The 25,679-nt window shown below is 71.8% G+C and carries 26 protein-coding genes and 2 pseudogenes; 15 read left to right on the top strand and 13 right to left on the bottom strand.

Going from position 1 to position 25,679, the window contains the following annotated elements; genetic code table 11:
* Positions 1-101: 101 nt before the first annotated feature.
* Entirely contained in the window at positions 102-2,660 is a 2,559-nt protein-coding gene (gene pepN, locus ACS04_RS26890; RefSeq protein WP_048479368.1) for an aminopeptidase N, read from the bottom strand.
* Between the two features lie 125 nt (positions 2,661-2,785).
* Here pepN and ACS04_RS26885 point away from each other — a divergent pair, with 125 nt between their 5' ends.
* Positions 2,786-3,433 (top strand): mycothiol-dependent nitroreductase Rv2466c family protein, encoded by a 648-nt coding sequence (locus ACS04_RS26885; RefSeq protein WP_048479367.1) that lies wholly within the window; start codon positions 2,786-2,788, stop codon positions 3,431-3,433.
* 157 nt (positions 3,434-3,590) lie between these two features.
* On the opposite strand, the gene ACS04_RS26880 is transcribed toward ACS04_RS26885, so the two are convergent.
* The 3 genes from ACS04_RS26880 to ACS04_RS26870 form a co-directional block, all read right to left on the bottom strand.
* Positions 3,591-4,247, bottom strand: a complete 657-nt coding sequence (locus ACS04_RS26880; RefSeq protein ID WP_030384709.1) for a superoxide dismutase — start codon at positions 4,245-4,247, stop codon at positions 3,591-3,593.
* Between the two features lie 160 nt (positions 4,248-4,407).
* Complete coding sequence (locus tag ACS04_RS26875; protein ID WP_048479366.1) at positions 4,408-5,817, bottom strand: amino acid permease; 1,410 nt, start codon at positions 5,815-5,817, stop codon at positions 4,408-4,410.
* 152 nt (positions 5,818-5,969) lie between these two features.
* Positions 5,970-7,385 carry an amino acid permease gene (locus ACS04_RS26870; protein ID WP_107438709.1) on the bottom strand — a complete coding sequence of 472 codons (1,416 nt, stop codon included), beginning with the start codon at positions 7,383-7,385 and terminating at the stop codon, positions 5,970-5,972.
* A gap of 310 nt (positions 7,386-7,695) precedes the next feature.
* On the opposite strand from ACS04_RS26870, the gene ACS04_RS26865 reads away from it, so the two are divergent.
* A complete protein-coding gene (locus ACS04_RS26865) occupies positions 7,696-8,277 on the top strand; it encodes a biotin transporter BioY (RefSeq protein WP_048479365.1) in 582 nt (193 codons plus the stop codon).
* Between the two features lie 67 nt (positions 8,278-8,344).
* Here ACS04_RS26865 and ACS04_RS26860 read toward each other — a convergent pair whose 3' ends face one another.
* Complete coding sequence (locus tag ACS04_RS26860) at positions 8,345-9,778, bottom strand: amino acid permease (protein WP_048479364.1); 1,434 nt, start codon at positions 9,776-9,778, stop codon at positions 8,345-8,347.
* Between the two features lie 221 nt (positions 9,779-9,999).
* Here ACS04_RS26860 and ACS04_RS26855 point away from each other — a divergent pair, with 221 nt between their 5' ends.
* Together ACS04_RS26855 and ACS04_RS26850 are read left to right on the top strand one after the other, a co-directional pair.
* Positions 10,000-10,485, top strand: a complete 486-nt coding sequence (locus ACS04_RS26855; RefSeq protein WP_030159399.1) for a ribose-5-phosphate isomerase — start codon at positions 10,000-10,002, stop codon at positions 10,483-10,485.
* 71 nt (positions 10,486-10,556) lie between these two features.
* Complete coding sequence (locus ACS04_RS26850) at positions 10,557-11,363, top strand: Fpg/Nei family DNA glycosylase (RefSeq protein ID WP_048479363.1); 807 nt, start codon at positions 10,557-10,559, stop codon at positions 11,361-11,363.
* A 61-nt stretch (positions 11,364-11,424) separates the two neighbouring features.
* Here the strand turns inward: ACS04_RS26850 and ACS04_RS26845 are convergent, their stop codons facing one another.
* Positions 11,425-12,657 (bottom strand): GNAT family N-acetyltransferase, encoded by a 1,233-nt coding sequence (locus tag ACS04_RS26845; protein WP_048479362.1) that lies wholly within the window; start codon positions 12,655-12,657, stop codon positions 11,425-11,427.
* A gap of 118 nt (positions 12,658-12,775) precedes the next feature.
* Between ACS04_RS26845 and ACS04_RS26840 the strand changes: the two genes are divergently transcribed.
* From ACS04_RS26840 to ACS04_RS26830, 3 genes are all read left to right on the top strand, one after another.
* Entirely contained in the window at positions 12,776-13,918 is a 1,143-nt protein-coding gene (locus ACS04_RS26840; RefSeq protein WP_048479361.1) for a PP2C family protein-serine/threonine phosphatase, read from the top strand.
* A 136-nt stretch (positions 13,919-14,054) separates the two neighbouring features.
* A complete protein-coding gene (locus tag ACS04_RS26835; protein WP_107438708.1) occupies positions 14,055-14,960 on the top strand; it encodes an ABC transporter ATP-binding protein in 906 nt (301 codons plus the stop codon).
* The gene (locus ACS04_RS26830; protein ID WP_048479360.1) at positions 14,960-17,359 is read left to right on the top strand and encodes an ABC transporter permease; all 2,400 of its coding nucleotides are present in this window, start codon (positions 14,960-14,962) and stop codon (positions 17,357-17,359) included. Before ACS04_RS26835 ends, ACS04_RS26830 begins: the two co-directional genes overlap by 1 nt.
* A 7-nt stretch (positions 17,360-17,366) precedes the next feature.
* On the opposite strand, the gene ACS04_RS38365 is transcribed toward ACS04_RS26830, so the two are convergent.
* Both ACS04_RS38365 and ACS04_RS26825 read right to left on the bottom strand, forming a co-directional pair.
* Positions 17,367-17,510, bottom strand: a complete 144-nt coding sequence (locus ACS04_RS38365) for a hypothetical protein (RefSeq protein WP_158977534.1) — start codon at positions 17,508-17,510, stop codon at positions 17,367-17,369.
* Positions 17,507-18,007: a DUF4232 domain-containing protein gene (locus ACS04_RS26825; RefSeq protein WP_053080955.1), complete on the bottom strand. Its 501-nt coding sequence runs from the start codon at positions 18,005-18,007 to the stop codon at positions 17,507-17,509. Before ACS04_RS26825 ends, ACS04_RS38365 begins: the two co-directional genes overlap by 4 nt.
* A gap of 217 nt (positions 18,008-18,224) precedes the next feature.
* Between ACS04_RS26825 and ACS04_RS26820 the strand changes: the two genes are divergently transcribed.
* From ACS04_RS26820 to ACS04_RS26805, 4 genes are all read left to right on the top strand, one after another.
* A complete protein-coding gene (locus tag ACS04_RS26820) occupies positions 18,225-19,619 on the top strand; it encodes a pyridoxal phosphate-dependent decarboxylase family protein (RefSeq protein WP_048479358.1) in 1,395 nt (464 codons plus the stop codon).
* Positions 19,616-20,080: an HD domain-containing protein gene (locus tag ACS04_RS26815; protein WP_048479357.1), complete on the top strand. Its 465-nt coding sequence runs from the start codon at positions 19,616-19,618 to the stop codon at positions 20,078-20,080. The genes ACS04_RS26820 and ACS04_RS26815 overlap by 4 nt, the downstream gene beginning before the upstream one ends.
* Before the next feature lie 176 nt (positions 20,081-20,256).
* A complete protein-coding gene (locus tag ACS04_RS26810) occupies positions 20,257-20,451 on the top strand; it encodes a hypothetical protein (protein WP_030159386.1) in 195 nt (64 codons plus the stop codon).
* A 153-nt stretch (positions 20,452-20,604) separates the two neighbouring features.
* Positions 20,605-20,913 carry a hypothetical protein gene (locus ACS04_RS26805; RefSeq protein WP_158977531.1) on the top strand — a complete coding sequence of 103 codons (309 nt, stop codon included), beginning with the start codon at positions 20,605-20,607 and terminating at the stop codon, positions 20,911-20,913.
* A gap of 28 nt (positions 20,914-20,941) precedes the next feature.
* On the opposite strand, the gene ACS04_RS26800 is transcribed toward ACS04_RS26805, so the two are convergent.
* Both ACS04_RS26800 and ACS04_RS26795 read right to left on the bottom strand, forming a co-directional pair.
* A complete protein-coding gene (locus tag ACS04_RS26800) occupies positions 20,942-21,478 on the bottom strand; it encodes a hypothetical protein (RefSeq protein ID WP_048479355.1) in 537 nt (178 codons plus the stop codon).
* A 423-nt stretch (positions 21,479-21,901) separates the two neighbouring features.
* Positions 21,902-22,102, bottom strand: a complete 201-nt coding sequence (locus ACS04_RS26795; protein ID WP_048479354.1) for a hypothetical protein — start codon at positions 22,100-22,102, stop codon at positions 21,902-21,904.
* Positions 22,103-22,172: 70 nt separating this feature from the next.
* Between ACS04_RS26795 and ACS04_RS26790 the strand changes: the two genes are divergently transcribed.
* The gene (locus ACS04_RS26790) at positions 22,173-22,562 is read left to right on the top strand and encodes a hypothetical protein (RefSeq protein ID WP_048479432.1); all 390 of its coding nucleotides are present in this window, start codon (positions 22,173-22,175) and stop codon (positions 22,560-22,562) included.
* Here the strand turns inward: ACS04_RS26790 and ACS04_RS26785 are convergent.
* Together ACS04_RS26785 and ACS04_RS26780 are read right to left on the bottom strand one after the other, a co-directional pair.
* Positions 22,547-22,816, bottom strand: a complete 270-nt coding sequence (locus ACS04_RS26785) for a hypothetical protein (protein WP_048479353.1) — start codon at positions 22,814-22,816, stop codon at positions 22,547-22,549. The two genes, ACS04_RS26790 and ACS04_RS26785, sit on opposite strands and share 16 nt — an antisense overlap.
* 31 nt (positions 22,817-22,847) lie before the next feature.
* Positions 22,848-23,605, bottom strand: a pseudogene (locus ACS04_RS26780) (GntR family transcriptional regulator).
* Positions 23,606-23,682: 77 nt separating this feature from the next.
* Between ACS04_RS26780 and ACS04_RS26775 the strand changes: the two are divergent.
* Complete coding sequence (locus ACS04_RS26775; RefSeq protein ID WP_048479352.1) at positions 23,683-23,961, top strand: hypothetical protein; 279 nt, start codon at positions 23,683-23,685, stop codon at positions 23,959-23,961.
* 296 nt (positions 23,962-24,257) lie between these two features.
* Here ACS04_RS26775 and ACS04_RS40320 read toward each other — a convergent pair whose 3' ends face one another.
* The gene (locus tag ACS04_RS40320) at positions 24,258-24,440 is read right to left on the bottom strand and encodes a hypothetical protein (RefSeq protein WP_209441786.1); all 183 of its coding nucleotides are present in this window, start codon (positions 24,438-24,440) and stop codon (positions 24,258-24,260) included.
* Between ACS04_RS40320 and ACS04_RS26765 the strand changes: the two are divergent.
* Both ACS04_RS26765 and ACS04_RS37700 read left to right on the top strand, forming a co-directional pair.
* A pseudogene (locus tag ACS04_RS26765) lies at positions 24,439-25,077 on the top strand (GntR family transcriptional regulator); the annotation flags it as partial. The gene ACS04_RS40320 and the pseudogene ACS04_RS26765 sit on opposite strands and share 2 nt — an antisense overlap.
* Before the next feature lie 63 nt (positions 25,078-25,140).
* Positions 25,141-25,467 carry a hypothetical protein gene (locus ACS04_RS37700; RefSeq protein WP_107438712.1) on the top strand — a complete coding sequence of 109 codons (327 nt, stop codon included), beginning with the start codon at positions 25,141-25,143 and terminating at the stop codon, positions 25,465-25,467.
* The last annotated feature ends 212 nt before the right edge of the window (positions 25,468-25,679 follow it).

Here is a 25,679-nt window from a genome sequence, read left to right as displayed (position 1 = left end):
ACGCCATGATGGCCGGGACCGCACTCATGGCCGCCGCGCTGACCGCCTGCGGGGGCGGCTCGGGCGGTGACGCGAAGGCCTCCGGCACCGCCGACACCCCCCTACACCGCGCCGGCCGCCGCGTCGCAGGCCTGCGCCCGCAGCGCCCGGGCCAGGTCGTCACGGGCCTCCAGCACCAGACGGCGCAGCGCCGGAGCCGCGTCGGCGTGGGCGGAGAGCCAGGCGTCGGTGGCGGCGAGCGTGGACTCCGAGTCCTCCAGCGAGGGGTACATCCCCTTCACCACGTGCATGGCGATCTGGATCGACCGGTCCGCCCAGACCCGCTCGATCACCTCGAAGTAGCGCCCCGCGTACGGCGCCAGCAGCGCCCGCTGCGAAGGCTGGTGCATGCCCGCGATCGTCGCCTCCACCAGTGCGTTCGACAGCGCGTCCGACTCGACGACCGCCGCCCACGCCTGGTCCTTGACCGCCTCGGACGGCCGCGCCGCCAGGCAGCGCACCTGGTGCCGCTTGCCCGACGCCGTGTCGTCGCGCGCCAGTTCCGCCGCGAGCACGGCCTCGTCGACCGCGCCGTGCGCGGCCAGCGGCAGCAGGAAGTCCCACCGCAGCTCCTGGTCCACGTCCAGCCCGTCGATCCGCGCCGAACCGTCCAGCAGCCCCAGCAGCAGCTGGAAGTCGCCCTCGGTCGCCGCACCCGCCGCGAAGAAGCGGGCCCAGGTCAGCTGGTGCTCCGAGCCCGGCTCGGACATCCGCAGCTCCTGGAGCGCGACCGCCGACAGGGCCCGGCCGCCCTGCTCGCGCCAGTCGGCCGCCGCGTAGTGCGTGACCGCGGCCAGCGCCTGCGAGTGCAGCATCTGCAGCACGCCGACGTCGCCCTCGCGGCCGGCGTGGGCCACCACCATCGAGATGAAGTCGCGCGCGGGCATCAGCCCGTCGCGCGTCAGGTTCCACAGCGCCGACCAGCACAGCGCCCGCGCCAGCGGGTCCGCCACGCCGCCGAGCCGCTCGCGCAGCGTCGCCAGCGAGCCCTCGTCGAAGCGCATCTTGCAGTACGTGAGGTCGTCGTCGTTGACCAGTACCAGGTCCGGCCGCTCCTGCCCGGCCAGCTCGGCGACGACCGTCGAGGCGCCGGCCACGTCCGCCTCGGCCCGCGCGTAGCGGACCAGCGCGCCCTCATCCAGCCGGTACAGGCCGACCGCGACCCGGTGCGGGCGCAGCTCCTCGCCTTCCTGCACCACGGCCAGCTCGGTCACCCGGCCGCCCGCGTCGTACGTCAGCACCGGCGTCAGCACGTTCACGCCGGCCGTCTGCAGCCAGGCCCGCGACCATTCGGCCATGTCCCGGCCGGAGACCTCGCCGAGCACCGACAGCAGGTCGTCGAGCGTGGTGTTCCCGTACGCGTTGGCCTTGAAGTAGCGCCGCGCGCCCTCCAGGAACGCCTCCCGCCCCACGTACGCGACGAGCTGCTTGAGCACCGCCGCGCCCTTGGCGTACGTGATGCCGTCGAAGTTGAGCTTCGCGTCCTCCAGGTCGCGGATGTCGGCCGTGATCGGGTGCGTGGAGGGCAGCTGGTCGGCCCGGTACGCCCACGCCTTGCGATTGTTGGCGAAGGTCACCCACGCCTGGTCGAAGCGGGTCGCCTCGACCTGCGAGAAGGAGCCCATGAAGTCCGCGAAGGACTCCTTCAGCCACAGGTCGTCCCACCACTTCATGGTGACGAGGTCGCCGAACCACATGTGGGCCATCTCGTGCAGGATCGTGTTGCAGCGCCGCTCGTAGGCGGCCCGCGTCACCTTGCCGCGGAAGATGTACTCCTCGCGGAAGGTCACCATCCCCGGGTTCTCCATCGCGCCCAGGTTGTACTCGGGCACGAAGGCCTGGTCGTACTTCCCGAAGGGATACGGGTAGTCGAAGTGCTCGTGGAAGAAGTCGAAGCCCTGCTTGGTGACCAGGAAGACGTCGTCCGCGTCGAAGTGCTTCGCCAGCCCCTTGCGGCACATCGCGCCCAGCGGGATCGTCAGGTCCCCGCGCGTGTAGGTGTCCGTCACGTAGTGGTAGGGGCCCGCCACCACGCAGGTGATGTACGTGGAGATCGGCGCGGTCTCGGCGAAGCGCCGGGTCAGCCCCTCGCGGGACTCCTCGGCGCCGTTGCTCCAGACGTGCCAGCCCTCCGGCGCGGTCACCTCGAAGCGGTAGGGGGCCTTCAGGTCGGGCTGCTCGAAGTTCGCGTACACGCGGCGGGCGTCGGCCGGCTCGTACTGCGTGTAGAGGTAGACCTCGCCGTCCTCCGGGTCGACGAAGCGGTGCATGCCTTCGCCCGTCCGGCTGTACGCGCAGTTCGCGTCCACGACCAGGACGTTCTCGGAGGCCAGATCGGCCAGGGAGATCCGTGCCCCGTCGAAGACGGCGGCCGGGTCCAGCTCCCGCCCGTTGAGGGTGACGGAGTTCACCGACGGGGCGATGAGGTCCGCGAAGGTGGCCGAACCGGGGGCGGCGGCCCGGAAGCGGATCGTGGTCACCGAGCGGAAGGTCCGGGGGCCCTCGGCCGGTTCGGCCTCGTCCACGGCGGACCTCAGGTCGAGGACCACCTCGTACCCGTCGACGGACAGCAGCTCGGCCCGCTCGCGGGCCTCGTCACGGGACAGATTCTCTCCGGGCACGTGCACTCCTTCGTGCGTGATCGCGATACCTGACGGAATCCTCGCACGGGGGAATGCGCGAGGTGCCGGCCTGGTTGGCGAGGGGGAACACGACCAGTGATGCACGCAGCGATCAGAGGAGAGACATGGCCGACACCCAGGTGCGCGAGAAGACCCCGGTCGATTTCTGGTTCGACCCGCTCTGCCCCTGGGCCTGGATGACGTCCCGCTGGATGCTGGAGGTCGAGAAGGTCCGCGACGTCGAGGTGCGCTGGCACGTGATGAGCCTCGCCGTCCTGAACGAGAACAAGCTCGACGAGCTGCCCGAGCGCTACCGCGAGCTGCTCGGCCCCAAGGGCTGGGCGCCGGTCCGCGTGGTCATCGCGGCCCAGCAGAAGCACGGTGAGGAGATCACCGGCAAGCTCTACACCGCGCTCGGCACCCGGATCCACAACGAGGACAAGGGCGCGACCCGCGAGGTCATCGCCGAGGCGCTGGAGGAGGTCGGCCTGCCGGCCGAGCTGCTCGCCTTCGCCGACTCCGACGAGTACGACCAGGTGCTGCGCGACTCCCACAACGACGGCATCGAGCGCGTGGGCCAGGAGGTCGGCACCCCGGTGATCTCCGTGCCCGGCGCCGAGGGCGACGAGGTGGCCTTCTTCGGGCCGGTCGTCACCCCGACCCCGCGCGGCGAGGCCGCGGCCCGGCTGTGGGACGGCACCCTGCTGGTCGCCTCGACCCCCGGCTTCTACGAGATCAAGCGCACCCGCACCAAGGGTCCCTCCTTCGAGTAGGCCCGCCAGGCCCGCCGCCGCACACAGAAGACCCCCGCAAGTCACGTCCTTGCGGGGGTCTTCCGTTGGACGCCCCCTACGCGAAGGTTGAGAAGACGATCACGAGGTGGGGGCACCTCCCGGCCGAAGGCTGGGGGAGGGCTCGGTGGGGCCGTGATCAGCCCTTGGCGGGGATCAGCAGCGGGGTGTTCGCCTTGGCGTCGGCGTAGCGCCGGGACACGTCCTGCCAGTTGACGACGTTCCACATCGCCTCGATGAAGTCCACCTTCTGGTTCTTGTACTGGAGGTAGAAGGCGTGCTCCCAGGCGTCAAAGACCAGGATCGGCGTGCTGGCCACGCCCACGTTGCCCTGGTGGTCGTAGACCTGCTCGACGACCAGACGGCCGCTGACGGGCTCGTACGCGAGGACGCCCCAGCCGGATCCCTGCGTCGCGGAGGACGCGAAGGTCAGCTGCTTCTTGAACTTCGCGAACGAGCCGAAGGACTCGGTGATCGCGTCGGCCAGGTCGCCGAGGCCGTCGGCCGCGGTGGGCTCGCCGCCGCCCTCGCCGGTCTTCGGGCTGGCCATGTTGTGCCAGTAGATGCTGTGCAGGATGTGACCGGAGAGGTGGAAGGCCAGGTTCTTCTCCAGGCCGTTCAGCGCACCCCAGTTCTCCTTGTCGCGGGCCTCCGCCAGTTGCTCCAGCGTGTTGTTGGCGCCGGTGACGTAAGCCGCGTGGTGCTTGTCGTGGTGCAGCTCGATGATCTGCGGGTTGATCACCGGCTCCAGCGCCGCGTAGTCGTACGGAAGCTCAGGAAGCGTGTAGATGGCCATGCGTGTTATCCGGTCCCCTCAGCGTGCCAACTGCTTATTGCAATCAATGCGCAACTGCACGCTAGCAGTATCTATTCCGGCGATCACGTAAGGGTCGCCTCTGTGGAACGCAGGTGGGCCCCGTGCGTTCGCACGGGGCCCACCTGGGACGGGGCGCGGGTCAGCGGGCTGCGGCCGCCCGGCGCTGCATCACGTAGCCCGTCACCGCGAGGGCGACGGTCAGGCCTGCGGTGAAGACCACCTGGACCCGGGTGTCCTGGTCGAGCGCCATCAGCACCAGCACCCCGGCCACCCCGGCCAGCGCCACCCAGGTCAGGTACGGGAAGCCCCACATCTTCACGACCAGCCTCGAAGGGGCCTCGCGTTCCAGCCTGCGCCGCAGCACGAACTGCGAGACGGCGATGAAGCCCCAGACGACGAGGATGACCCCGCCGACCATGTTCAGCAGCCAGGCGAACAGGGTGTCCGGGTACCAGTAGGACAGCAGCACGGTGACGAAGCCGAACGCGCAGGAGACGAGGACCGCGCGGCGCGGCACCCGGCCGCTGACCTTGCCCAGCGCCTTCGGGCCCTGGCCGCGGGAGACGAGCGAGTAGGCCATGCGCGAGGAGCCGTAGATGTTGGCGTTCATCGCCGACAGCAGGGCGATCAGGATGACCACGTTCATGATCTCGCCGGCGGCCGGGATGCCGAGGTGGGCCAGGGCGGCCGCGTACGGACCGTCCTCGGTCACCGCCGGGTCGTTCCACGGCAGCAGCGTGACGATGACCAGCATGGAGCCGACGTAGACGATCGCGATCCGCCACATGGTGGTCTTCACGGCCCGGGCCACGCCCTTGACCGGGTTCTCGGACTCGGCCGCCGCGATGGTCACCGTCTCCAGGCCGCCGTACGCGACCACCGAGGCGAGCAGTCCGACCAGCAGGCCGTCCATGCCGTTGGGCAGGAATCCGCCGTCGTGCACCAGGTTGGCGGCGCCGGGGGAGGAGGTGCCGGGCAGCAGGCCGAGGACGGCCAGCACGCCGAGGCCCAGGAAGAGCGCGATCGCACCGATCTTCAGGGCCGCGAACCAGAACTCGAACTCGCCGAAGTTCGAGACGGCGGCCAGGTTGGTGCCGCAGAACAGCGCCATGAAGACCAGCACCCACATCCAGGACGGGGTGCCCGGGAACCAGCCGGTCATGATGTGCGCCGCGCCGATCGCCTCGATGGCCACGCCCACGCACAGCAGGGTCCAGAACATCCAGCCGGCCGTGAACCCGGCCCAGGGGCCGATCGCCCGGTCCGCGTGCACGGAGAAGGAGCCGGAGGCGGGGTTGGCGGCGGACATCTCGCCGAGCATCCGCATCACGAACATCACGAGCAGGCCGGAAACCGCGTACGCGATCACGATCGAGGGACCGGCGGCCGCGATGCCGGCGCCGGAGCCGACGAAGAGGCCGGCCCCGATGACCCCGCCGAGGGCGATCATCGAAAGGTGGCGCTGCTTGAGTCCGTTGCCGAGGGGGGATCCGGCGCCTCCCGAGGGGGGTGCCTCCTCGGCGCGGGGTGCGGTGGCTGTCTGGCTCATGAAGGTGTTGCCTGTCCGGTGTGCGGGTGGACGGGAGGAAGTGCCCCAGTCTCACCGTTGTCCGATCATCGGACGCTTCGCGTCCGTTATTCGGACAACGGGATGACCGCCGGTGATCGTCCCCGCACACTCGCGACACGGCACCGCGCCCTTCAGGCCCGGCGCATCCTGAGCTCGCGCACCCACGCCACCACGAGGACGGCCGCCGCCGCACCCGAGGACCACAGCAGCTGCGGCCGCGCCGAGTCGTCGAAGAGCATCAGCACCAGCACCGCCGCCATGCCCAGCAGCGCCGTCCACGTCAGGTACGGGAAGCACCACATCCGCAGCGTGAGGCGCTCGGGCATGTCCCGCTCCAGCACGCGGCGCAGCTTCAGCTCCGAGACCGCGATCAGGGCCCACACGAACAGCAGCACCGCGCCGACCGCGTTCAGCATGTAGAGGAAGACCGTGTCCGGCCACAGCAGGTTCAGCACCACCGACACGAAGCCGAAGGCCACCGAGGCGAAGACGGCCCGGCGCGGCACGCCGCCGCCCGACACCTTCAGCAGCGCCTTGGGCGCCTCGCCGCGCTCGGCCAGCGAGAACACCATGCGCGAGGAGCCGTACAGATTGGCGTTGAGCGCGGAGAGCAGCGCCACGAACACCACGATGTTCATGATCTGGCCGGCCGCGGGAATTCCGATGGAGTCCAGGACGGCGACGTACGGGCTCTGCCCCGGCTCCAGCGAGTCCCACGGCAGCAGGGTCACGATGACCACCATCGAGCCGACGTAGAAGAAGAGGATCCGCCACACGGCGCTGCGCACCGCGCGGGCCACGGACTTCGCCGGGTTGTCGGACTCGGCGGCCGCGATGGTGACGACCTCCAGGCCGCCGAAGGCGAAGATGACCGCGAGCATGCCGGCGACCACCCCGCCGAAGCCCTCGGGGAAGAACCCGCCGCGGCCGGTCAGGTTGGCCGTGCCGATGGGATCGGTGTCCGGGAGCAGGCCGAAGATCGCGAGCGTGCCGAGGATCAGGAAGAGGACGATCGCGCCGACCTTGAGGGCCGCGAACCAGAACTCGAACTCGCCGAAGTTCTTCACGGCGGCCAGGTTGCTCACGGTGAAGACCACCATGAAGATCAGCACCCAGACCCACTGGTCCACCGAGGGCAGCCAGCCGTTCGCGATCTTCGCCGCGCCGGTGGCCTCGACCGCGAGCACCACGACCAGCAGGAACCAGTAGAGCCAGCCCGCCGAGAACCCGGCCCAGCGCCCCAGGGCCCGCTCCGCGTACACGGAGAAGGAACCGGAGGCGGGCATCGCCGCCGACATCTCGCCGAGCGCGCGCATCACCAGCATGGCGAGGGCGCCCGCGAGCAGGTACGAGCAGATGATCGCGGGGCCGGCGATGCCGATGCCGGCGCCGGATCCGACGAACAGCCCGGCGCCGATCACGCCGCCGAGGCCCAGCATGGTCAGGTGGCGCTGCTTGAGGCTGTGGCTGAGGGGTTCCACCGGGATCTCGGACCCCTCGGCAGGGGTGGGCCCGGTGGGGGGTGGGGTGGGCAAGCGGTCGCGCATGAGTGGGTGCTCGTACTCTCGTGCTCGGCAGCGGCGGTGGGGGCTCCGCCGCAGCGGCGGTGGGGGCTCCGCAGTCGGATTGGCGGGACCCTACAGTCTCGCCGGACGGCGCCCATCCGCGCAAAAACGGACGTGTTGTCTGAATCCGGCCCGTGATGCGGATCACTCCCGCAGGGACGCGAACCGGCCTCTTTGTGCACTCCCCACCAAAGCGGTGAGCAGGGCTTTGTCCCGGCCGGAGGTGGGGCGGGGCCCGGCCGCGCACTAGCGTCGGTGATCGTCCCGTCACCCTCACTCCGCGGAGCCCCTGATGAGCACTGCTTCCGTCTCCTTCCGCCCCGGCGCCGTCCTGGCCGACCTGCTGCCCGCGAGCCGCGTCCGCGACATCGCGCTCGTCGTCGGCGGAGCCGCGCTCACCGGCCTCGCCGCGCAGATCGCGGTGCCCGTCCCCGGCTCCCCGGTGCCGGTCACCGGCCAGACCTTCGCGGCCCTGCTCGTCGGCACCGCGTTCGGCGCCCGCCGCGGCTTCCTGTCCCTGGCCCTGTACGCACTCGCGGGCATGGCGGGGGTGCCGTGGTTCGCGGGCGGCACCTCCGGCGCGGGCGGGGCCTCGTTCGGCTACGTGCTCGGCATGCTCCTCGCCGCCACCGTCGTGGGCGCGCTGGCCCGCCGCGGCGCCGACCGCTCGGTCCTCCGTACGGCGGGCACGATGGTGCTGGGCTCGGCCCTGATCTACGCCGTGGGCGTGCCGTACCTGGCGCTGTCCACCGGGATGTCCTTCGGCGCGGCCGTCGCGGCGGGCTTGACCCCGTTCCTGATCGGCGACGCGCTCAAGGCGGCGCTGGCGATGGGCCTGCTGCCCGCCGCGTGGAAGCTGGCCGGCCGCAAGTAGCGGCCCCCGCCGATGCGACGCAGCCCCGGACCACCACGCGTGGTCCGGGGCTGCGTCGTACGGCGGATCAGGCGCGCGCGGCGGCCTTGCGGCGCAGGTCGCGCACGACGCCGATGACCAGTACGACGGCGGCGACGAGCAGCGACAGCATGACCGTCTCGCGGTTGTCCTTGTCGTAGACCATGTAGGCCAGGACGAAGGTGATCATCGCGGCGGTGGCCCACGTCAGGTACGGGAAGAGCCACATCTTGACCGTCAGCTTGTCCGGCGCCTCGCGGACGAGGATCTTGCGCATGCGCAGCTGGGTCAGGCAGATGACCAGCCACACGAAGAGCGCGATCGCACCCGAGGAGTTCAGCAGGAAGCTGAAGACCGTGTCCGGGGAGCTGTAGTTGAAGTAGACCGCGGCGAAGCCGAAGACGACCGAGCCCAGGATCGCGGCCATGGGCACGCCCCGCTTGTTGACCTTCGCGAAGACCTTGGGGGCGTCACCGCGCTCGCCCAGCGAGAACGCCATGCGGGAGGCGGTGTACATGCCCGAGTTCAGGCAGGACAGGACGGCGGTCAGGACGATCACGTTCATGATCTGGCCGGCGTGCGCGATGCCGATGGAGTCCAGGGCGGCGACGTACGAGCCCTTGTCGACGATCGACTTGTCGTTCCACGGCAGCAGGGTCAGGACGATGAAGATCGAGCCCAGGTAGAAGACGCCGATGCGCCAGATCACCGAGTTGGTGGCCTTGGTGACCGCGCGGCGCGGGTCCTCGGACTCGCCGGCCGCCAGGGTGACGATCTCGCTGCCCATGAAGGAGAAGACGACCATCAGCACACCGGTGAGGATGGAGCCCCAGCCGTTCGGCATGAACCCGCCGGCGTCGGTGAGGTGGGCGAAGCCCGCGCCCGGGTTGTCCGAGCCCGGCAGCACGCCGAACACGGCGAGCAGGCCGACGATCACGAAGGCGCCGATGGCGACGACCTTGATGCCGGCGAACCAGAACTCGAACTCGCCGTAGGAGGCGACCGAGCCGAGGTTGGTGACCGTCAGGACGAGCATCACGATCAGGGCCCAGCCCCACTGCGGGACGGCCGGCACCCAGCCTTCGAGGATCTTGGCGCCGGCGGTCGCCTCCACGGCGAGCACGACGACCCAGAAGAACCAGTACAGCCAGCCGATGGAGAATCCGGCCCAGCGGCCGAGCGCGCGGTCGGCGTATGCGGAGAAGGAGCCCGAGTTCGGGCTGGCGGCAGCCATCTCGCCGAGCATCCGCATCACGAAGACGACCATCGCGCCGACGAGGAGGTACGAGATCAGGATGGCGGGACCGGCCTTGGCGATACCGCCGCCAGAGCCGACGAAGAGACCGGCGCCGATGACGCCGCCAATGGCGATCATGGAAAGGTGGCGGTTCTTGAGACCGGCCTTCAGACCGTCGGAGGGCGTGCCCTCACCGGAGTTTCCGGTGGGGTCTCCTGCCTTCTGAAGGGTCGTCGTGGAGCTCATGGACGGATCCTTAGGTTCTCGGGTTGCGAGGCCCCGGCATTCAAACCTGAGATGAACGCAGGACGGAAGACCTCAATCCGGATCGTTGCGTTGGGATGAACCTCCAGGACCCGGGGTCCGCCCTGTCCCATCTGCGTTCTTTGGGTTTACTTGAGCTTTAGAAGTGACTTACGCGACACCCCTCCGCAGTTCTCCCGGGGTGCTCGTGCCACACTCGTCGCATGCGCGTGTACCTCGGATCCGACCATGCCGGCTTTGAGCTCAAGAACCACCTGGTGGACTGGCTCAAGAACAACGGCCACGAGCCCGTCGACTGCGGGCCCCACATCTACGACGCGGTGGACGACTACCCGCCGTTCTGCCTGCGCGCCGCGGAGAAGACCGCCGCGGACGCCGACAGCCTCGGCATCGTCATCGGCGGCTCCGGCAACGGCGAGCAGATCGCCGCGAACAAGGTCAAGGGCGTCCGCGCCATCCTGGCCTGGAGCGTCGAGACCGCGAAGCTGGGTCGTGAGCACAACAACGCCAACGTGATCTCGGTCGGCGGCCGCATGCACACGCAGGACGAGGCCGTCTCCTTCATCGAGGCCTTCCTGGCGACCCCGTACTCCGGCGAGGAGCGGCACACCCGCCGCATCGACATGCTCTCCGCGTACGAGCAGACCGGCGAGCTCCCCCCGATCCCGGCCCACCACCCGCAGGGCTGATCCTCCGCTCGACCGTGCCGCCGTGGCTCCGGCCCGGCGGCACGGCTGTTTCCCGCCTAAGGAGCAGTGCAGTGCCCGAGGGGCATACGATCCACCGCCTCGCCCAGGACCACACCGAGCGTTTCGCCGGGCGGCCGGTACGGGTGAGCAGCCCGCAGGGCCGCTTCGCCGAGAGCGCGGCCCTGCTCGACGGGCGGGACCTCGACGCGGCCGAGGCGCACGGCAAGCACCTGTTCCTGGAACTCGGCGACGCCTGGATCCACATCCACCTCGGCCTCTTCGGCAAGCTCGGCTTCGGCCCCGCCCCGGCCCCGCCCGCCACCGACACGGTCCGGCTGCGCCTGCTGAACGAGGACCACTACGCCGACCTGCGCGGCCCCACCGCCTGCGCGCTGATCACGGACGCAGAGAAGAAGGCGATACACGAGCGGCTCGGCCCCGACCCGCTGCGCCCGTCCGACGATCCGGACCGCGCCTGGAAGCGGATCTCCCGCTCCCGCACCACCGTCGCCGCCCTGCTCATGGACCAGAAGGTGATCGCGGGCGTCGGCAACGTCTACCGCGCCGAGGTCCTGTTCCGGCACGGCATCGACCCGTACCGGCTCGGCAAGGACCTCACGCGCGGCGAGTGGGACGCGATGTGGGCGGACCTGGCGGCGCTGATGCGCGAGGGTGTGCGGAACAACCGGATCGACACCGTCCGCGACGAGCACCTGCCCGAGGCCATGGGCCGCCCGCCGCGCGTGGACGACCACGGCGGCGAGGTGTACGTCTACCGCAGGGCGAACATGCCCTGCCACATCTGCGGGACCGAGGTCCGCACCGCCGGCCTGGCGGCGCGGAACCTCTTTTGGTGCCCGTCCTGTCAGACCCGCTGAGGGTCCTGACGGCCCCGCCGGCGCCGCCGGGCGTGGCGGGCGCGGCGGGCCCGGCGTCCGCTCAGAACCCGTGCGGGAGCCAGGGGGCCACGTCGGAGGCGAAGGCCCGCGAGGCCTCCGCCAGGGTCCCCGGGCGCAGCTCGCGCACCCGGCCGGCCGCCGCCAGCGAGGTCAGGGTGGTCCCGCCGAGGTACGCCGCGCCCAGGTCCCGTACCGAGAGCTCCAGGTCCGCCGGGTCCGCGGTCCGCGTGCAGCCGACCGCGCCCTGCGCGTCGCGGACCAGCCGCCACCGCCCCTCGTTCCACGGGCAGAACGCGTCCTCGACCTCCATCACCACGTCCAGCGGAGCCCCGTACGACCGGGCCTCCAGAGCCGCCGGCAGGTCCACCAGCCGCAGGTGCAGGGAATCGCGCACGCTCGGGCGCGAGCGCCGGACGTCGCTGACCAGGTGGAGCAGCGGATCGTCCACCGGCCGCCGGCCCGCCCGTACGGTCGCGGTCAGGTCGATCCCGAACAGGTAGCGCCAGAGCGCCGCCGTCGCCGCCGGGTCCAGGGCGTCGAGGTCGGCAACCTCGACCTTGCCCTCCCAGCCGTGCTCGTACACCGGCTTGACCCGGTAGCGGGCGTACCCGGCGATCTCGCCGTCCGCCCGTTCCGCCACCACGCACTTGAGCGGTGAGGCCCCTTCGCGCATCGCCTCCGGGTCCAGCAGCGACAGCCGCTCCCAGCCCGGCTGCCGCGCCGGCATGCCGGGCCGCCGGGCGACCAGCTCCGCGTACACCTGCTCGCACTCCGGCAGCGACTTCTGCGGGTCGGCGAGCCGCAGCCGCACCTCGTCCGTCCCCGGCGGCACCGCGAGCCGTACGCGAGTGGTGTCGACGGTCAGGGACAGGGCGTACGTCGCGATGCCGTAGCCGAACCGCCCGTAGATCGCCGCTTCCGAGGCCGTCAGCACGGCGATCGGCTCGCCACCCGCCCGGATGTCGTCGAGCTGGCGGCGCATCATGGACGTGAGCACCCCGCGGCGGCGGTGCGTGGGCGCGACGCCCACCATCGTGACCCCGGCCGCCGGCACCAGCGCCCCGCCCGGCACCGACAGGCGGAAGGAGAAGGCGCCGGCCGAGCCGACGCAGGCCCCGCCGTCCCAGACGCCCAGCGAGCGGCCGGGCTCCGTCAGGGACTCGTAGAGTTCCCGCTCCTGGGGCGACTCCGGCACCCCGCCGAACGCCAGTTCCAGGTGGTCGTACCAGACATCCCACTCATCGGACTGCAATACGCGCATCTCAAGAGCCATGCGCCCATCCTTACCAGGGCATTCCGTCCCAGTCGACGGGTTTTCGACCAGTCGGAAACCCCCGGGTCCGGGGGTCCCCCTGCGCACGCACAGCCATGATGGATAGGGTCCCGAAGCAATGGCCGGAGCACGCATCGAGACGCTCATGGCCCGGACGCGCATGCTGTCGCACCGGGCCCGCACCGCCCTGCGCAAATCCGCCGTCGACTACTTCCGCGGGGACGCCTCCGACTGGCTCGCCTTCGCCGGCCTCCTCCTGACCGTGCCCGCGATCGCCTGCGGCACACTCATGCTGCCCGTCTGGTTCTCGCCCTCGGCCCTCGTCCTGCCGATCGTCGCGGGCGGCCTGCTGCTGCGCCCCGCCAGCCTGCTCGCTCTGTACGCGGCCTCCGCGGCCGCCCTCATCGTCGAGGCCCTGGTCCTCGGGCCGTACACCCTGGGACCGGCCCGGGTCACCCCCGGAACGGTCCTGGTCGTGGCCGCCTGCGGGTTCTTCGGGCTGGTCATCGCGCAGTTCCGCAGCCGCGTCGGCGTGCCCTGGCGGCGCGGCGGGACCATGCTCTTCGACCTGCGCGAACGCATCCGCGTACAGAGCAAGCTGCCCGCCCTGCCGCGCGGCTGGCACCGCGAGATGGCCCTGCGCCCGGCCGGCGGCCAGTCCTTCTCCGGCGACTTCGTCGTCGCCGCCCGGACGAACGGCGGCCGCACCCTGGAGGTCGTCCTGACCGACGTCTCCGGCAAGGGCATGGAGGCGGGCTCGCGCGCCCTGCTGCTGTCCGGCGCGTTCGGCGGCCTGCTCGGCGCCCTGCCCCCGCACGGCTTCCTGCCCGCCGCCAACGGCTACCTGCTCCGCCAGGACTGGGACGAGGGCTTCGCGACCTCCATCCACCTCGTCCTGGACCTGGAGACCGGCGACTACGAGCTCCTCTCCGCCGGCCACCTGCCCGCCCTCCAGCTCTCCGCCGGCACCGGCCGCTGGCAGGAGAAGTCCGGCGAGGGCCCGCTACTCGGCGTGTACGACGGAGCCGAGTTCGAGCCCGCCCGCGGCAACCTCCGCCGCGGCGACGTCCTCATGCTCTTCACCGACGGGCTCGTCGAGACGGCCGACCGCGACATCGGCGAGGGCATCGACCGCCTCACCGGCGAGGCCGACCGCTACGTCGCCGCCGGGTGGGAGGGCGCGGCCTGGCACCTCATCGAGAAGGTCGCCAAGGACGTCAACGACGACCGCGCCCTGCTGCTCATCCGCCGCTCACCCTGACCTCCCGGGGCCTTTCCCGTCCCTCGTACGGGGGTTTTCCCCACCCCCGATCCGCCTGGCTCCGCCATGTCCGCACCCCCACCCGGTCCGTAGCGTCGTGATCACGATCACCGGCGGGTACGGAAGGCGGCACACCATGGGGCTCCGGCGGAGCAGGCGGCAGCGCGAGAGCGCGCAGGCGGCGTACGAGGGCGCGGCGCGGGCAGCGTACGACGGCACCGGGCGGGCAGCGTACGACGGCGCCGGGCGGGCACCGTACGACGGCGCCGGGCAGGCCCCGGACCACGCCGCCGCCGTCGAGCTGCGCGGCGTACGGCGCGAGTACGGGCGGGGTGCCGCCGCCGTGCACGCGCTGCGCGGGATCGACCTCAGCCTGCCGCGCGGCAGCTTCACCGCCGTGATGGGGCCCTCCGGCTCCGGCAAGTCCACCTTCCTCCAGTGCGCGGCCGGACTGGACGTGCCCACCGCGGGCTCCGTCCGCCTGGGCGGCACCGAGATCACCGGCATGAACGAGAACGCGCTCACCGCGCTGCGCCGCAGCCGGCTCGGCTTCGTCTTCCAGGCCTTCAACCTGCTGCCCTCCCTCACCGTCGAACAGAACGTCCTGCTCCCGATGCGGCTCGCGGGCGGCGGATCCTCGCGCCAGGACCGGGACCGGGCCGCCGATCTGCTCGCCCGGGTCGGCCTCGAAGGCAAGGGCCGGCGGCGGCCCGCGGAGCTCTCCGGCGGCCAGCAGCAGCGCGTCGCCATCGCACGCGCCCTGGTCACCCGCCCCGACGTGGTCTTCGCCGACGAACCCACCGGCGCGCTCGACACCACCACCGCCGCGGAGGTCCTCGGACTGCTGCGGTCCGCCGTGGACACCCTGGGCGCCACCATCGTCATGGTCACCCACGATCCGGCCGCCGCCGCCTCCGCCGACCAGGTGCTCTTCCTCGCCGACGGCCTGATCGCCGACCGCCTCCCGCGGAGCTCCGCCGAGACCGTCGCCGCCCGGATGACCGCCCTCACCGCCCCGGCCTACGCGGGAGCGGCCGCCTGATGCCGCTGCGCCCCAACGGCCTGGCCCGGGCGGCGGTGCGGTTTCGCCCCGCCGCCTTCGCCGGCACCTTCGTCGCCCTGCTCATGACCGTCGCCATCGTCTCCGCCTGCGGCATCCTGCTGGAAAGCGGCATCCGGGCGAGCCTCCCGCCGACCCGCTACGCGCAGGCGCCCGTCGTCGTGGCCGCCGACCAGCAGATCCACTGGGAAGCGGGCAGCGGGGAGGGCGCCTACGAGGAATCGGTACGGGTCCCGGAACGGGCCAGGGTCGACGCCGCCCTGCTGGAGCGGCTGGCCCCGCTGGGCCGGGCCGTGCCCGACGTGGTGTTCCCCGTACGGGGCGACGCGGGCCCCGGCTCCGCGGAGGCCTCCGGCTGGGGCGCGTCCGCCTTCACGGGGGCGGCGCTCGCGGCCGGCCGGGCCCCGGAGGCTCCGGGGGAGGTCGTGCTGGGTGCGGGTGCTGCCGGTGCGGGTGCGGGTGCGGGGGGCGGATCCGCGGGGGACCGGGTCTCGTTCGACACCCCGGTCGGGAAGCGGGAGTTCCGGGTCGTGGGACGGGCCCGGGAGGCCGGCGTCTGGTTCTCCGACGCCGAGGCCCGCGCCCTGTCCGGACACCCCGGCGCACTCGACGCCGTCGTCCTGTTCGACGCCGACCCGGAGCGGGTGCGCGCGGCCGTCGACGGCCGCGCCCAAGTGCTGACCGGCGCCGCCCGCGCCGTCGACCCGCGCCTCGCGGGCGCCCGGGACCTCCTGACGGGCCTCGGCGGCTCCTTCGGCGGCATCGCCACCCTCGTCGCCGTCTTCACCGCCGCCGGAACGGTCGCCCTCTGCGTCGCGCAGCGCTCCCGCGAGTTCGCCCTGCTGCGCGCCGTCGGAGCCACCCCGCGGCAGATCCGGCGCATCGTCGCCACCGAAGCCCTGCTCGTCGCGCCCGTCGCGGGTGTGCTGGGCTGCGTACCCGGCCTCGGCCTCGCCGCCTGGTGGTTCGGACAGCTGAAGGCCAAGGGGGCGATCCCGGACGGGGTGGAACTCGCCGTCTCCTGGATCCCCCTCGTCTCGGCCGCCGGCATCGGCTTGGTCACCGCGCTGCTCGCCGGCTGGGCCGCCGCCCGCCGTCCCGCCCGGATCCGGCCCGGACAGGCGCTGGCCGCGGCCGCCGTGGAACGCGTGCGGCCGGGGTGGATCCGTACGCCGCTGGGCCTCGCCGCCGTCGCCGGCGGGGCCGCCTGCGCGCGGCTCGCGGCCACCTCCGGCGGGGAGGACGCCGCCAACGCCGCTCTGGGCGTGGTCATGCTCTTCATGCTGGCGGTGGCCCTGCTCGGTCCGCTGATCGCCCGCGCCTGCGCCGGCCTGCTCGGCCTCCCGCTGCGCGCCGCGGGCGCGTCCGGCTCCCTGGCCGCCGCCAACTCCCGGGCCCACGCCCGCCGGCTCGCCTCCGCGATCACCCCGATCGTGCTCGCCATGGCCTTCGCCTCCACCCTCGTCTTCCTGCAGACGAGCGAGGAGGACGCGACGCGCCGGCAGCAGAGCGCGGGCCTCCTGGCCGACCACGTGATCACCGACCCGCCGGCCGACGCGCGCGGGGGAGTCGCGCTCACCCGCACCTCGGTGCTGGCGATGTTCGGCGAGGGCGCCGAGCGGCGCTTCCAGTCCACCTCGGCCCAGGGTGTCGCGGGCGATGTCACCACCGTCCTGGACCTGGGCGTACGCGAGGGCAGCCTCGGCGCGCTGCGCCCCGGCACCGTCGCCGTGGACCGCAGCGTGGCGGAGTCCGCCCGGCTCGGCGTCGGCGACCACGTCGAACTCCGCCTCCCCGACGGGGTCCCGGCCCATCCCGAGATCGTGGCCGTCTATACCCGGGGCCTGGGCCTCGGCCAGATCACCCTCCCGGCGTCCGACCTGACCGGCCACACCACGGCGGGGCGCGCCACCGAACTTCTCGTCCGCGGCCCGCTCCCGGCGGGACTGGGGCCGGCGATGTCCCCCTCGGACTGGACCGCCGCCCAGAGCACGGACCGCGAGGTCGGCGCCTGGGCCAATGCCGTCATGGCGGCCGTCCTCGGCGGCTTCGCGGCCGTCGCCGCCGCCAACACCCTGGTCATGACCGTCCTCGACCGCCGCCGCGAACTGCGGATGCTGCGCCTGGTCGGCTCGACCCGGAGCCAGGTGCTTCGGATGCTCCGCTGGGAGGCCCTCCTGATCGGCGGCGCGGGCATCACCCTGGGCAGCGCGATCGCCCTGGCCACGCTGTTCCCGCTGACCAAGGCCGTGACGGGCGCGCCCCCGCACATCCCGCCCGCGCTGTACGCCTCCTTCGCGGCGGCGGCCCTCGCCCTGGGCCTGGCGGCCACCCTCCTCCCGGCCCGCTGGAGCCTGCGGCGGGACACGTACGCGTCCTGAGGGGTCTTCAGTCGAACCGCATGTGCCGGACGCCGACGAGCGCGCGCCGCAGCCTCGCGCGGAGCGGGCCGTCGGTGTCCGGGCGGCGCGCGGCCCGGTCCTGGCCGCGATCCGGTCCGCCCCCGAAGGGGCCGTTGATCCAGATGATCACCGGGCCGCCGCCTTCCAGGGACCGATCCCCAGCTTCCCGGTGTTCCCGAGGTCGACGGAGTGGCGCAGCTCCAGCTCCACCCGGGGCGCACCGGGTCGCGGGGTCACCTCGAGCACCCACCCCTCGGCGGCGGGCACGTTCGCGTCGGTCACCAGGTTCCGCCACACCATGCCGAAGCCGGCCGCCTGGCCGGGCCGGAGCTCCACCCTCTGCGGAGCGCCCTCGGCCCCGGTGGGTGCGGCGGCGATCTCCTCACCCCCTTGCAGGACGGCGACCTCGACGGGCGCCCGCGTGCCGTCCAGCAGCCGGATCTCCGGGTAGCCGTCGAGTACGTAGGGCTGCGTACCGCAGTTGACCAGCCGGACGTCGGCGACGCGCAGCCCCATCGCGGCGTCCCCGGCCCCTTCGACCAGCCGCACCCCGCCCTCGGGACACGCGGGGGCCGCGGCCTCGGGCGGGGAGGGCACGGCGGTGCGCGCCGGGGCGGGGGAGCGCACGGGGACGGGGGACCGAATCCCACTGGGCCCGGGCGCGGCATCGGGAGCAGGCGGCACATCGCATCCCGCCAGCACCCCCGCCGCAACCACCCCGACAGCAACTCCCGCCACCCACCGAGTCATCCCCCGACCCTACGCCGCCCCCGGCACCCCGGGACCGGCCAATCACCCCCGATTGGCCGGTCCGCCGGGCCCGCCGTGTCCCTACCGTGCCCCCATGGACCGCACGCTCGCCGCCGACCTCGCCCGCCTCCCCGACCTCCTGGAGGCCACCCGCCGTACCGCCGCCGACGCCCTCGCGGCCCTGGACGCCCGTCCCGTCGTACCGCGACCGCCCGCTTCGCCCCCGCACCGGCCCGAGCCCCTGCCCCGGCACGGATCCGGTACGGAATCGGCCCTCACCGCCTTCGCGGACCGCTGGGCGCCCCGCCTCTCCGCCTCCGCCGGCCCCCGCTACCTCGGCTTCGTCACCGGCGGCGCCACCCCCGCCGCCCTCGCGGGCGACTGGCTGACCTCCGTACACGACCAGAACTCCAACTCCGCCCTGGACGGGGCCGGCCAGGACCTCGAACGCGAGACCGTCACCTGGCTCCGCGACCTCTTCGGCCTCTCCGGCGCCCACACCGGAACCTTCGTCAGCGGCGCCACCATGTCCAACACCACCGGCCTCGCCATCGCCCGCGAGTGGCTCGGCGAGCGCCTCGGAGTCTCCCCCTCCGAGGACGGCGCGGCAGCGCTCGGACCGGTCCGGGTCCTCTCCGGAGCCCCGCACTCGTCCATCGCCAAGGCCCTCTCCGTCCTCGGCCTCGGCCGCCGCTCCCTCGTCCCCGTCCCCACCCTCCCAGGCCGCGAGGCCGTCGACCCCGCGGCCCTCGACCGCGCCCTCGCCGGCACCCCCGGCCCGGCCGTCGTCGTCGCCAACGCCGGCACCGTCAACACCGTGGACTTCGACGACCTGCGCGCCATCGCCGCCCTCCGCGAACGCCACGCCTTCTGGCTCCACACCGACGCCGCCTTCGGCGCCTTCGCCGCGCTCTCCCCGGACCACGCGCACCTCACCGCCGGCCTCGACGCCTCCGACTCCGTCTGCGTCGACCTGCACAAGTGGCTGAACGTCCCCTACGACAGCGCCGTCCAGTTCACCCGCCGCCAGGACCTCCAGGCCCGCGTCTTCCAGAACGCCGCCGCCTACCTCGGTCCCCTCGGCGAGCACCCCGACCTCGTCCACCTCACCCCGGAGAACTCCCACCGACTGCGCGCCCTCGCCGCCTGGTTCACCCTCCGCGCGTACGGCCGCGAAGGCCACCGCGAGATCGTCGAGCGCGACATCGCCAGCGCCCGGGCCCTCGGCTCCTCGCTGGAAGCGGCCCCGGTCTTCCGCCTGCTCGCCCCGGTCCGCCTGAACGTCGTCTGCTTCACCCTCGCCGAGGACCCCACCCCGGCCCGCCTGGCGGCCCTGTGCGAGGCCGCGCGGGAGGAGGTCTTCGTCACCCCGACCGTCTACGCGGGAACCCCCGCCCTGCGCGCGGCGTTCTCCAACTGGCGTACCACGCAGGCGGACGTGCGCCGGGCCGCGCAGGCCCTCCGTACAGCGGCGAAGGGGACGGCATGACGCAGAGGCAGCAGCAGCCGCTGACCCTGATCGAGGTCGAGGCCCTGGCGCGCTCCGTGCACGAGGGCCAGACGGACAAGGCCGGCCGGCCGTACGCGGAGCACCTCGCGGCCGTGGCCGAGGGGGTCCGCGTACGCGGCGGCAGCCCGGAGCAGCAGGCGGCGGCCTGGCTGCACGACGCCGTCGAGGACCACGCGCTCAGCCATGAGTGGCTGGAATCCGCCGCCCTGCCCCAGTCGGTCAAGGACATGGTGCTGGCGGTCACCAAACGCGCCGGTGAGCCGCTGGAGGTGTACGCGGCCCGGATCCTCGCCACTCCGGGCGCGCTCCTGGTCAAGGAGGCCGACCTGGCGCACAACGCGGACCCCGTCCGGCTCTCCGTACTGGACGGCCCCACCCGGGACCGACTGTCCGCGAAGTACGCGTATGTCCGCTCCCTCCTCGGCCTCCCCACGCCGTGACCCGGGTCACGTGCCCGAAATATGCCCACTGCATGGCGGGTTGGCGGGAAAGTGCCGACGCCGATTCGCCACGGGACGGATAGCCGGGGCCCGTTGGTGGGAGGATGGTCCATGTAGGGGCGCGCTTGGCCGCGCGCTCCAGGCCGACCAGGGGACGACCGAAGGTGTGATCAGTAGTGGCCATTTCGCTGTCAGTGGTGGTTCTGTTGGCGGTCATCCTGGTGGTGCTGATCCGCGGCAACCACATCAAGGCCGGCCCCGCGATCGTCGCGGTCCTCTTCGGTTTCTTCCTGGCGTCGAGCTCCATCGCGCCGGACGTGAACCGGTTCCTCAACTCCCTCGCGGACACCATCGCGGGAATCAAGCTCTGACGGACGGGGGCCGACCACTCCCGAACATGCCGCAGGACGAACCGGCCGATAAGGTGGAAGGCGTCATCAGCACGGCTTGATCGGGCAGGAGTCCAACGCCCCCGTGCCACCGCCAACGCTGCCGCACCGCCGGCGCCCAAGGCAGGTTGAACGATGAACCGGACACGTCGACTCGCAGCACTCGCGCTCATCATGGCCCCCGCTCTCGCGGCGGCCCCCGCCGTCGCCGCCGCACCCGCGGCCGCGAAATGCAACGTCGAGGTGGATTCCGCCGGCAAGTACCACGTGTGGGGCCAGGGCTTCCCGGCGGACACGACCGTCACGTACTCCGGCTCCAGCAAGGGCTCGGTCCCCATCGACACGAGGGGCCGCTTCGACCTCGGCGGCCTGAGCGGTGGCAAGTACGTGGTCAAGACGGCCGACGGCAAGACCACGGTCACCTGCACGGCGGTCCACTACTGACCCCCGCCCCCCCCAGCCCGGTCCGCACTCACGCGGACGAGGTCGGCGCCACGTCTGCCCGTCGTACGGACCAGGGCTGCCGGGAGCGTCGGTGCACCTCCGGACGCTCCGGGTCGGAGAGTTCCGCCCGCAGGGCGCCCTCCAGGAGTGCCAGCGCTTCCTCCACGGCCTCGAGAGGGGCCCGCTCGGCAGTGGAGGTGCGGCTGAGGATCGCGTGCTGAGCGGCGAGGAACCTGCGGCGCAGCTCCTCAACGGCGGTCCGGGCCGGCTCCGACGCGATGAGGGAAGCCTCGACGCTCCACTTGTACGCAGTCGCCCGCGTCTGCGCGAGCCGGCCGTCGTCCTCGTCGCGCCAGACCGACACCAGCGAGTCGTGCCAGCCGTTCATCGCGATCAGAAGGTCGCGATAGAGGCCCTTCTTGTCGTCCAGCCAGCGCACGCGTTCCGCGTAGGCCCGCTGCTCCCGCTGCTGGCGCAGCTGCCCGCGCTGGGCGAGCCAGGCGCCCGCGAACCCCGCCAGCGCACCCACGGTCGTGCCTGCAAGTCCCGCCAGAGCCGCGTCCATGGCCGCTTCTTATCAAAAGGAGAGCCATCTCCGCCGGACAATGGGCTCGTCCGCCCATGACGGTGGTGGGATGCGCGGGTGCGACACATCGGCTGCCGATCGCAGGACGCCACCCAGGGAGGCGCCATGGAGCGACACGCGCCGATGCAGCTGCTCCGCGGCGACGACGAGAGGTCGCAAACACCGGGAACGACCGAGGGCCAGGTCGGAGGAGATCTCCTCCGACCTGGCCCTTTCGGCTTCAGAGCGGGCGACGGGAATCGAACCCGCGTAGCTAGTTTGGAAGATCGCGTACGCACTCCCACCTCGACCGGCCAAGCCCCTGACCTGCACCCGAGCCGAGCACCCACCGCAGATGACCGTGGTTCCCCACCGCTCGCCGTCTGATCGGGCACACGAAGGGCACGCGTGCGGACACGGATGTCAGCGGAACGCCTCCGGTATCGGGCACGCCTCCAACGTCTCGTCCGGCCGGTCGGCCCAGTGCCACCAGACGTGCCGAGCGGGGCACTTCCACAGCGACCGGCAGACCCGTTCGCCGTCGTCCTCCCGGCGACAGAGCACGAATCCGCCGAACTTCATGGCTTGGCTGCACTCCGGGCAGGTAGGCGCGCTGCTGGTCATGCCGAGGACCCTAACGGCGTTGCGGCGCCTTGCCGCGATCCACCAGGATTCAGGAGGGGGAGGGGTGACCATGGAACGACATGAGCTGATGCGGCTACTGGCCGGCGACGACGCGGCCTCCAAGGCTGCTCTGGCGGCCCTTGCCGACTGCGCCGACTACTTCGTATTGGAGGCCGGGCCCAGGCTTTCGGACGGCCATGCAGGCACCTTCGCGATCCGGCATCGGTGCATGCAGCGGAAGGGCGCCGAGACCCTGGGATGGGAACGAGCGGTAGAACTGCTCCGTGAGCGCGCTGAGCCCATCCGTATCGGGCAGGTCAAAGCCTGCGACGGGTCGTGGATTTACACGTTCTTCCTCACGGAAGACGGTGGCGCCCTGATCGCCTGTGCTGGCGTACGAATGCCGGACGGGGCCCCACCCGAGTCAGGAGTGGTCCGGAGGGGTCAGGCGTCGCCCTGAGACCGCTCAAGGGCTTCCATGAATGCGTTGTGGAAGGCGAGCTCCGAGGCCCGGCAGGGCGCGGTGAGGAACATTTCCTGAGCCTCGCCGAGACTGCATCCGACCACTTGCCTGGTCACCATGACCGCGTCCACGCCGTCACAGCCGATCTCCTTCAGGAACTCCTGAAGAGCCCCGCCGTCGCGGTCCTCTGCCCACACCGGCCGCGCTCTCGCGGCCAGCTCCGCTATGCGAGCCTCTCGCTCCGCGTCCAAGGCGGTACCCCTCCATCCTCCGCCAGCCGCTCTAGCGACCGACAGGAATCTCGTAGACGACCTCGCACAGCGCGGCGGGGATGACGATGTCCGCCGTCTCCACGGGCCGCCCCTGGTCGCTGTAGTACGTCCGCCGGATGTGCGTGACCAGCGCGGCCTTCTGGATCCCGAGGAGCGATGCTTCCTCAGCAGTCGCCTGCCGCGGCTCCGGCTGCTCCACGGCGTGGCTGACCGTGATCCCGATCTCGCGGCCATCCGGTTCACGACGCCGACCCCCGCATGAGGCCCGCCCTCCGGCAGCACGACGAGCGTGCCGCCGGTCAGCTCGTAAGGCTCCCAACTCGTCGACAACTGCACCGGTCGGCCGTCACCCAGAAACTCGTAGACCGTACGCACGCACAGGTCACCCTCGCCGATACCAAGCCGCGCCGCGATTTCCGCCGGGGCCGGCACCTTCGCTTCGGTCCGGCTCTCCCAGTTTCCCTGCTTGCCCAGCGCCCGCATGTCCGCCCGGAACGGTGAGCCGTCCGGCTGCTCCCTGGCCGATGAACGAACCACGCGTACACGCTGCCGCGGCTCGGCCACGTACGTCCCGGACCCTGCACGTCCCTCCAGCACACCCTGGGAGATCAGGAGTTCCTGCGCTCGACGGACCACGTTCTCGCCGACCCCGCACTCTTCGGCGATCTGGGCACGCGACGGCAAGCGATCTCCGGCCGTCCACACGTGCTCCGCGATCCGCTGCCGCAGGACGTCGGCGATGCGGAGATAAGGCGGCTGCTCAGGCATGTGGAAAATCTAGTCCACTAGCTCTAATCTAGTTAACTAGCTTCACTCAACGTGTCCGGTCGGCGACGGAGGCCTCTGTGCCCGCTTCAGAAGCAAGGGCCAAGGATCTCGCCGCCCGGTTGTCGGCCCTCGGGCTGACCACGCGCGTGGAGCCGCACGCGACGTACACGTCGATCGAGGCGGAGGTGCCGGAAGCGCTGCCCGCCGAATCGTGGCGGGAGGTCTTGGAAGTGGTGGCGGAAGCCGACCGATTCGGGCTCGTCGCCAGCAGCTTGACCGGCCGCACCCTCTGGGCCGCCGTAAACAAAGCGGTCCCCGCGACGGGCGATGTCCGGGGACCTGGCCGTCAGCGATAGGAGCTGATCAGCGTGCACAACCGTACGGGCCCCACCAACGCCTACACCAGTGGGCCGCAACTCCCCCCACTCTCCTACGCCACGCACGCGAGGCTGACCTACCGGTCGACCTCATGCGCGATCGGCACCCACTCCGAATGCGCCCAGTCGTCTCCCGCCACGGCGCCCGTCGGCATCCCTGTGATCTACGAGGCCTGCGCCTGCTCTTGCCACGCCCCGGCCGAACCGTCGAACCCGCGGCAGGCGAACCAGTGAGGGCTCCCACCGGCTCGCTCGCCACGCCCGTCGAGATCACCTCAGACAGCGTCCAGCGCGGCGACGTCATCCAGATCGGCGGCCAGCCGTGCCGCGTGGCTGACCTCATCCAACTCCGCGCCGGCGCAAAGCGGCTGCTCTTCGAGACGGGTGAGGCCCTCACGATGCACGCAAGAACCCGACTGATCGCCCTCCGCATGACGAGGAAGTGGTGATCGGCTCATGCCCTCCCGCCGCCACGCCATCGCCGACGACCTCCGCCAGCAAATCCGAACGGGCCATTTCAAGGCCGGCGAACGCCTCCCCTCCGAGGCCCAACTCGCCACCCGCTACACGGTCAGCACACCAACCCTCCGCAGCGCCCTCGCACTCCTCCAAGGCGAAGGCCTGGTGGAGAAGATCCACGGCAGCGGCAACTACGTCCGCCGCCCCCTCCGAAGATTCACGTACGTCGGTGGCATCGGCACATCACCAATCCCACCCCTCCGAGCAACTGTCCGCACCACGAACCTCGAAGCGCACGGCGACCTGCCTGCCCTCTTGAACGTCCCGCCCCTCAGCCCGCTGACCGAGCTCCTCTACGTGTCCCACGACGGGAAGGCGCCTCACAGCCTGGCCCGCATCTACGTCCCCCGAGACCTGGCGCCAGCCGACTGTCCCTCACCCGAGCAGATGCGAGCGCGCCTGGCAGACCTCCGCCCACCGCTGTCCGAAATCCAAGAGCGACTCGGCGCCCGCCTCCCAACCCAAGAAGAGTCGACGGCCCTCCGGATCAGCACATCCCTGCCGGTCCTCTCACTCACCCGCGTGGCGACCAACATCGCCGGCCGCGTGGTCGAGGCGGCCCTCATCGTCCTCCCGGGCGACAGAGCGGACGCACTCTTCACCACCCGTCTCACGACCGACGAGGGGACCTCAACGGAAATGACGCCGAGCAACGGACTGCGCCTCCTCCCCTGGACAGGCCCCGACAACAAGCTCTGCTACCTGAGCACCGACGACCCCGCCGGCTACCTGTCCCGCTTGGCCGACAACACCGAAGAGATCCAGCTCGAAATGGGAGCCGAGTTCCTGGACCACGCCCTCGAAGTCCTCACCGACACGGCCTCGGACCCGGAGGAACTTCGCCTCCTTGCAACAGACCTTTCCAGCGCCCTCCGCGACACGCTCCGAGTAGCCACCAGCCGCGGCCGCCGCCTCAGGTCCCCAGGCCATCCCGCTCGCGAAGAACTGCCACCGCACCTCAGTTAGCGTGAGCGCGTACGAGACAACGAAGCGACCCCAGACTCTGTCAGGGGCCGCTTCTGCTTGGCGCACACGGCTCCGGAGGTCCCGTGCACCTCAGACGTTTCATCAGGTCAAGCCACGTTCGCCTGCTCCTCACGCCGCCACTGTCCATATATGGGCCACAGCCGACGGAAGTAGCTTCGAGTGCTCGTCGGGACGACCGTAGTAGGTCGTCC

It is taken from the genome of Streptomyces roseus (assembly GCF_001044425.1).
GTDB classification, from domain to species: Bacteria; Actinomycetota; Actinomycetes; order Streptomycetales; family Streptomycetaceae; genus Streptomyces; species Streptomyces roseus.
Note: the sequence above shows the minus strand (reverse complement) of the source record. Positions and strands in the feature narration are given on the sequence as shown.